We start from the raw sequence: 6,564 nt of genomic DNA on the forward strand, positions 1-6,564 counted from the left end.
CGCTTCTACAAACAATGCATTTCCGCTTCCGCTTGATCCCAAGGTACAGAATAGCCTTGTCCCTTTGAACAAAAGATGGATGATGAAGAATATTCTGGATCTGCATCCTTGTTGTAGTTGATTCTCTCCATTACCTGGTTAGAATTGTGACAAGGATAATAACCGCCAAACACCAGGTTCAATGTGCCTTTTCCTTGTGTTATTGATGCAAATTCAGGGCCGTAGTTCATAAACGTGGCAACAGGTACTTTACCAGATAGAACAACTTTGTTCCATTCTGTAAGAGGAACATCAAAGGTACCATGTGCATTTTGGATATCAGTTAATATCTTACCCAAGTGGTCTAATTCTAGTTTCATTTTAAAAGCATAGAAAGGTTCCAACAGCACATTTGTAGCTTTTTCCAGACCTTGTCGTAAAGCGCGGTAGGAAGCCTCTCTAAAGTCACCACCTGAGGTATGTTTATTGTGGGCCCGCCCTGTTAAAAGAGTAATTTTTACATCCGTAAGAGGAGAACCTGTTAACAATCCATGGTGGTCCCTCTCAAACAAGTGATGCCGGATTAGATTTTGGGTTCCGACGGGTAGATTATCTGTATGGCATACGGTCTCAAAAGAATTACCGCTATTTCTAGCTGCCGGCTCTATTTTTAGATGAACTTCAGCATAATGGCCCAACGGTTCAAAATGTCCGTACCCACAAACTACCGTGTCAACCGTTTCTTTGTATAATATTTCGGGTTCCCCAAATTGCACATCCAAGTGAAACCGTTCCTTAACTATTTGCTTTAACACCTCAAGCTGAATCGTACCCATGACCCGAATGTGTATTTGCTGCGATCGTTCCTCCCATGTAACATTCAAGGAGGGGTCTTCTGCATCTAGGATGTTGAAGTACCGTAATACCTCTTTTACATGTATAGATGGGTCAAAGATGACCCTAGATTTTAGCGCAGAGCCCATTTCGTAAACGGCTTTTTCATGTAATGCCCCGAGTCCATCTCCAGCAGTAGCGGAGGAAAGTCCTGTCACGGCGAATATTTCACCAGCAGACACCTGATCGACAGAGATAAATTTATTTCCATTGTATATACGAATCTGAGTAATTTTTTCGCTTAGGACGCTGTCAGCATCAGCGTAGCTCACTTCTTCACGAACTTTAAGGGTACCGCTAAGAGCTTTAATAATCGTAAGCCTTGTCCCTTTGTCATCGTAGCGAATCTTATAGACTCTGCCTGCGAAAGGTAAACGGTCATCATAAATCGTCGAGGTTAATAGGTCCATTTTTCTAAGGAAGCTCTCCACACCGATATCTTGCAATGCAGAGCCATATGCACACGGAAAAATTACATTTCCGTTGATCAAGGTCTTCATTGTTTCCAGCCATGTATCTGGCTGATATCCGCTTTCCATATATTGACCCAAAAGAGTCTCGTCTCGTTCTGCCAAAAATTCAATTAATTCCTCGTTCATTTCATCTGCGTTTAGAGTCTCGGTTATATCACAAACATCTAGGGTTAGATTGTCTCTAATTTCAACCATGACCCTGAGCACATCCGCACCTACTCGGTCTGTTTTATTGATAAAGAAGAATGTTGGGACCTGATGTTTTTGTAGAAGTCTCCACACCGTCTCGGTATGACCCTCGATTCCCTCAACGGCACTAATAATGATTACTGCATAATCCATCACCTGAATGGCTCGTTCCATTTCAGGAGAAAAGTCCACATGGCCCGGAGTGTCTATCAGATAATAGTCTGATTGATTAAAAGTAAATCTGGCTTGGTCAGCAAATACGGTAATGCCTCTTTGTTTTTCTATCTCATGTGTATCGAGAAAGGTATCCTTATGGTCTACACGACCTCTTTGTCTAATCGCTTTCGTATGAAAAAGAAGCTGCTCTGCCAATGTGGTTTTTCCTGCATCCACATGTGCAAACATACCTATTGTTTTCTTCATGATGCACCTCTTTTTACGTTCATCTATGTAAAATATTATACCAAATTGAACGGTGGCCCTCCTAAAAAGTTGCCAACGTCTCGAATATATAGAAAAATAGACTTATAGCTAGTAGAAAGCTGAGGTGTTTGATCGTTGAAAAAACTCATCGTTCTGTTTCTAGGCGTATATGCTTTTTTTTATCTCGGACAAAAAGACCTTCTTCCTTCAATAGATCAAGTGAAAAATTTCTTAGACTACCTGGATTCTCCGTTGAAAGAGGAATCACAGCCGGAGAGTGCTCCGAGTTCACCGCAGGTAACAAATCAGGAAACTGTGGAGGAACAAGAGGTAACCTCGTCGGTTCCAACTACAGCTGCTGATGGAAAATATCAGGCTACTGAAATCCAAACATATTTAGTAACGGTAGAGAGTGCGAAATTGGTAGTTTCAGGAAAACCAACACCTTATGGAAAATACAATCAGGCAGATGGAGTCATTTTATATATTCAAGAACAGCGGGCAGATAAGAAAACAACGATAAAAGTTCCTTTTACAAAAGGTAAGATTCAGTATGAATATCCGCTTGCCTATCCAGTTGGGGATGTGATCATCAATTTGGATGAGTATTATAACGGCAAAGAAGATGACCCTGAACGGGTTCTTGGTTATGCTGAATATCATTTAACGGATGGGGATCCTTATTTATTGCCAAGCTTTATGGTACAGAGCACAGACCCTGGTCTAGTCGCGCTCGCACAAAACATTACCAATGGCAAAAAAACGGATGTGGAGAAATCTAGAGCGATTTTTTCCTGGGTAGCGAAAAATGTTGCTTATAATGCACCACTGGTTAATTCAACTAATCCACCCATGTATACTGCACTGCAAGCCTATCAATCTCGTAATGTTCTTTGTTCCGGATATGCGCATTTAAGTGCTGCTCTTCATCGGGCAGTAGGGATAAAAACCAAAGTCTCTTACGGTGAAAACCACGCTTGGAATGAGGTCCTGCTAAATGGTGTCTGGCAGGCAGAAGACCCAACCTATGGCTCAGGGTTTATTAACGCGAATACCCAAAAATTTGTTCCTCATTATCAACCAGCGTATTTTTCGAAAACGGATAAACAAAAGGAAGGCGAGTATCCGTGGTAATAGGATGCGTCAACAGCTTTAAGTGAGAGATACCTTATCTATAACTAACAATAGGAAAAAGCCAAATCCATATATATAAGGATTTGGCTTTTTACGTTCTTAAGGGTCCCTAAAGATTTATCACTTTTTGGACATGACTTTGTATTATCTACATAAAATGTACAAGTTGATATAACCGTGTAGTAGGGGTGGTTTTATTGAGTACTAGTATATTAATTAGCTATATTATCTTGGGATTTACCTTGGCAGCTCCCATTGGACCAGTGAATTCTGCTAGGTTGGATAAAGGGATAAAGAATGGTTTTTGGCATGCCTGGATTGTGGGGGCTGGATCAATGATTGCAGATGGAGTTTTTATGCTTTTGGTCTATTTAGGAATGGTTCAATTTTTAGGGATTCCTGTTGTTCAAATCTTTCTTTGGTTATTCGGAGGGTTTGTTTTAATTTATTCAGGGATTGAAAGTATTAAGAATGCAAATACCATAACTCTTTCGTATAGTAGACAGAAGGACTCATTAGTAAAGTGCTTTTTTACAGGATTTATTATGTCGATAACCAGCCCCTTATCCATTCTGTTTTGGTTAGGGATTTATGGATCGGTCTTGGCCAAAACAGCTCAAACAAACGGTACGGAGTCATTATTAATTTATAGTAGTATGATATTTCTTGGGCTCACTTTTTGGGACGTGTTTGTTGCAGCATTGACGACAGGATTCCGAAGATTATTAAATGTGAAAAGTCTAATTGCTATTTCTATTATATCCGGGGCATCGTTAATTGTATTTGGTTTATATTTTGGGTATCAGGGAATCGACGCACTTTTGCGCGATAGGTAAAGGTAGTTTTTCCTGATATATTTTATCTTAAGCATCTATGAGTGAATGTTTTTCTTTCCTATGGTATAACATGGATGGAAAAAGAGTCATTGAAAGGATTAAGGAGAAATGGATATCCTATTCTCATTTATACATACACTTCTAATTAGTCTTGTCGAGTTGCTTTATCTCTTCGGTGTCATCATGGCAGTGGGAGTGGTTTTAGGTGTTTTGGAAAGGTATTCAAATTCTTTTCTTGTAAGGTCATTTGGCCCAAAAGGCGTTATGTTCACCGCATGGATTGGAACTCCTATTCATGAAATAGGTCATCTAATTCAGTGTTTGATCTGGGGACATCGAATAACGAGGGTTAAATTACTTCAATTTAATAGTCCTACAGGTATCCTAGGTTATGTGGAGCATCAATATAACCGGAACAGCTGGTATCAACAGGCAGGCAATTTCTTTATTGGACTAGGACCTATTTTTAGTGGAATTGGTTCTTTAATTTTAAGTATGTACCTCTTAGTCCCGGAAACGTACAAAGCCTTTGTTAAGGAAATACAACTGCATGTTACGCTAGAAAAAATTGATTTTACTTTTATACGTATAATATCCGGAGCAATACTTGTAATAACTAAAAACCTCTTTACTCTTGAAAATCTAATCAATCCGCTATTCTGGATTTTTTTAATAGTGGGGATTAGTATTTCTTCACATATTGCACTAAGTAAAGCGGATATTGAAGGAGCTGCAAAGGGACTAATAACCATTTATTTCATTCTTCTATTGTTCAATGTTATAGCGGCTATATTCAAACTCAATAGCTACGGGATGATTGTGAAAATGGCAGAATTAAATGCATATGTTCTTGCTTTTTCAAGTATCGCTTTATTTTTCTCAAGTGTTGCGTTAGTGGTGAGCATCGTTCTCTTTCATATAAAAAGGCAAATACGCTAGTAATATTAAAGGTGTTTCAAAACTCATTAGAATGAGCACTAAATAAATACGGCAAACTATAGCGTGGTTGAACGAATGCATCATTGATACTAAACATAGCTGGAGGGACAATTATTCATGAATTCTCAGTATGCTGCATTATTTGAGTCGTTTACGTTTCGTAGTGGAGTCTCGTTAAAGAATCGGATTGTTATGGCTCCTATGACAAATTTTTCATCCAACCAAGATGGAACGGTTACAGATGCAGAGGTGAACTATTATGCTAGGCGGTCTGGCGGAGTAGGGATGGTCATTACAGCTTGTACCTATGTGACCGCCAATGGGAAAGGATTTCAGGGAGAATTTGGGGGCGACCGTGATGAATTAATTCCGAGCCTACGGCAGCTGGCTTCAGGGATTAAAGGTGAAGGCGCAAAAGCCATTCTGCAAATATTCCACGGTGGCCGCCAAGTACCACCTGAATTAGTTCCGAATGGGGATGTGGTTAGCGCAAGTGCTGTCCCTTCTGAAGGTGCAGGGAAACCAGTTCCAAGGGAATTAACGGATCAGGAAGTAGAATCCATCATTAAGGATTTCGGTGAGACTACTCGTCGGGCAATTGAAGCGGGGTACGATGGGGTAGAAATTCATGGAGCAAACGGATACCTCATTCAACAATTTTTCTCTCCACACTCGAATCGCCGTGAAGATCGATGGGGAGGAAGTTTGGAGAAGCGACTTACGTTTCCGCTCGCTGTTGTCGATGAAGTAAAGAGAGTAGCAGCGGAAAATGCAACCGGACCATTTATAATTGGGTATCGCTTTTCACCTGAAGAGGCAGAAACACCTGGAATTACAATGGCAGATACATTGGTTTTAATTGATGCATTAGCTAAAAAAAATCTTGATTATTTACACGTTTCTCTACAGGATTTTTGGTCCAAGCCAAGACGTGGGGTGGATGACACTCGCTCACGAATTGAAATTATTCAAGAACGGGTAGGTGATCAGGTTCCTGTTATTGGAGTGGGCTCAATTTATACCGTGGATGATGCCATACAAGCGATTCAAACGGGCGTGCCATTAATTGCATTAGGGCGAGAAATGATTATTGATCCTGATTGGGTGCAAAAGGTAGCTGAAGGTAGAGAAGACGAAATTATTACAAAAATAGATAAAGATAAGCAGCAGGAACTGGTTATCCCTGATCCACTTTGGCAAGCGATTATCCATTCACCAGGTTGGTTTCCGGGGATTGAATAAATTAACTAAGAAAGTGTCCCAATCTTGGGATGCTTTTTTCTGTAAAGTTTTGTATCTGATTAAAACTTCGGACAGAGTTGGCAGAAAAAAGCGAAACACTGTCAAAAGGCGAGGCAACTTTGGACAGAGTAGGCAGAAAAAAGCGAACATTGTCAAAAGGCGAGGCAACTTTGGACAGTGTTGGCAGAAAAAAGCGAAACACTGTCAAAAGGCAAGGCAACTTTGGACAGTGTTGGCAGAAAAAGCGAAACACTGTCAAAAGGTAAGGCAACTTTGGACAGAGTAGGCAGAAAAAAGCGAAACACTGTCAAAAGGTAAGGCAACTTTGGATTAAGTCCATATAATTGTGTAAAAAGAAAATAGGTCATCATCATGACTCGTGTTACAATGTTTTCGACCAAGAAAACCATAAACGGAGGACATGATGATGACCCAAATCAATATTACTATAAATT

Annotated in this window: 5 protein-coding genes; 4 read left to right on the forward strand and 1 reads right to left on the reverse strand. The window is 40.1% G+C overall.

The window, feature by feature from the left end; all coding sequences use genetic code 11:
* Positions 1 to 5 precede the first annotated feature (5 nt).
* Positions 6 to 1,958: a GTP-binding protein gene (locus AC3A54_RS06230; protein WP_487653776.1), complete on the reverse strand. Its 1,953-nt coding sequence runs from the start codon at positions 1,956 to 1,958 to the stop codon at positions 6 to 8.
* Positions 1,959 to 2,093: 135 nt separating this feature from the next.
* Between AC3A54_RS06230 and AC3A54_RS06235 the strand changes: the two genes are divergently transcribed.
* The 4 genes from AC3A54_RS06235 to AC3A54_RS06250 all read left to right on the forward strand — a co-directional run bounded on the left by AC3A54_RS06235 (position 2,094) and on the right by AC3A54_RS06250 (position 6,109).
* On the forward strand, positions 2,094 to 3,092 hold the full coding sequence (locus AC3A54_RS06235) for a transglutaminase domain-containing protein (protein ID WP_487653777.1): 999 nt from the start codon (positions 2,094 to 2,096) through the stop codon (positions 3,090 to 3,092).
* 197 nt (positions 3,093 to 3,289) lie between these two features.
* Positions 3,290 to 3,928, forward strand: a complete 639-nt coding sequence (locus AC3A54_RS06240; RefSeq protein ID WP_487653778.1) for a LysE family transporter — start codon at positions 3,290 to 3,292, stop codon at positions 3,926 to 3,928.
* 108 nt (positions 3,929 to 4,036) lie between these two features.
* Positions 4,037 to 4,867 carry a hypothetical protein gene (locus AC3A54_RS06245; RefSeq protein ID WP_487653779.1) on the forward strand — a complete coding sequence of 277 codons (831 nt, stop codon included), beginning with the start codon at positions 4,037 to 4,039 and terminating at the stop codon, positions 4,865 to 4,867.
* A 117-nt stretch (positions 4,868 to 4,984) separates the two neighbouring features.
* Positions 4,985 to 6,109 carry an NADH-dependent flavin oxidoreductase gene (locus AC3A54_RS06250; RefSeq protein WP_487653780.1) on the forward strand — a complete coding sequence of 375 codons (1,125 nt, stop codon included), beginning with the start codon at positions 4,985 to 4,987 and terminating at the stop codon, positions 6,107 to 6,109.
* The last annotated feature ends 455 nt before the right edge of the window (positions 6,110 to 6,564 follow it).

Source organism: Neobacillus sp. Soil_C_43 (assembly GCF_057656715.1).

Coding starts and splice junctions, on each gene's coding strand:
- AC3A54_RS06230 (WP_487653776.1), bottom strand. CDS start 1,958: ATGAAGAAAACAATAGGTATGTTTGCACATGTGGATGCAGGAAAAACC.
- AC3A54_RS06245 (WP_487653779.1), top strand. CDS start 4,037: ATGGATATCCTATTCTCATTTATACATACACTTCTAATTAGTCTTGTC.
- AC3A54_RS06250 (WP_487653780.1), top strand. CDS start 4,985: ATGAATTCTCAGTATGCTGCATTATTTGAGTCGTTTACGTTTCGTAGT.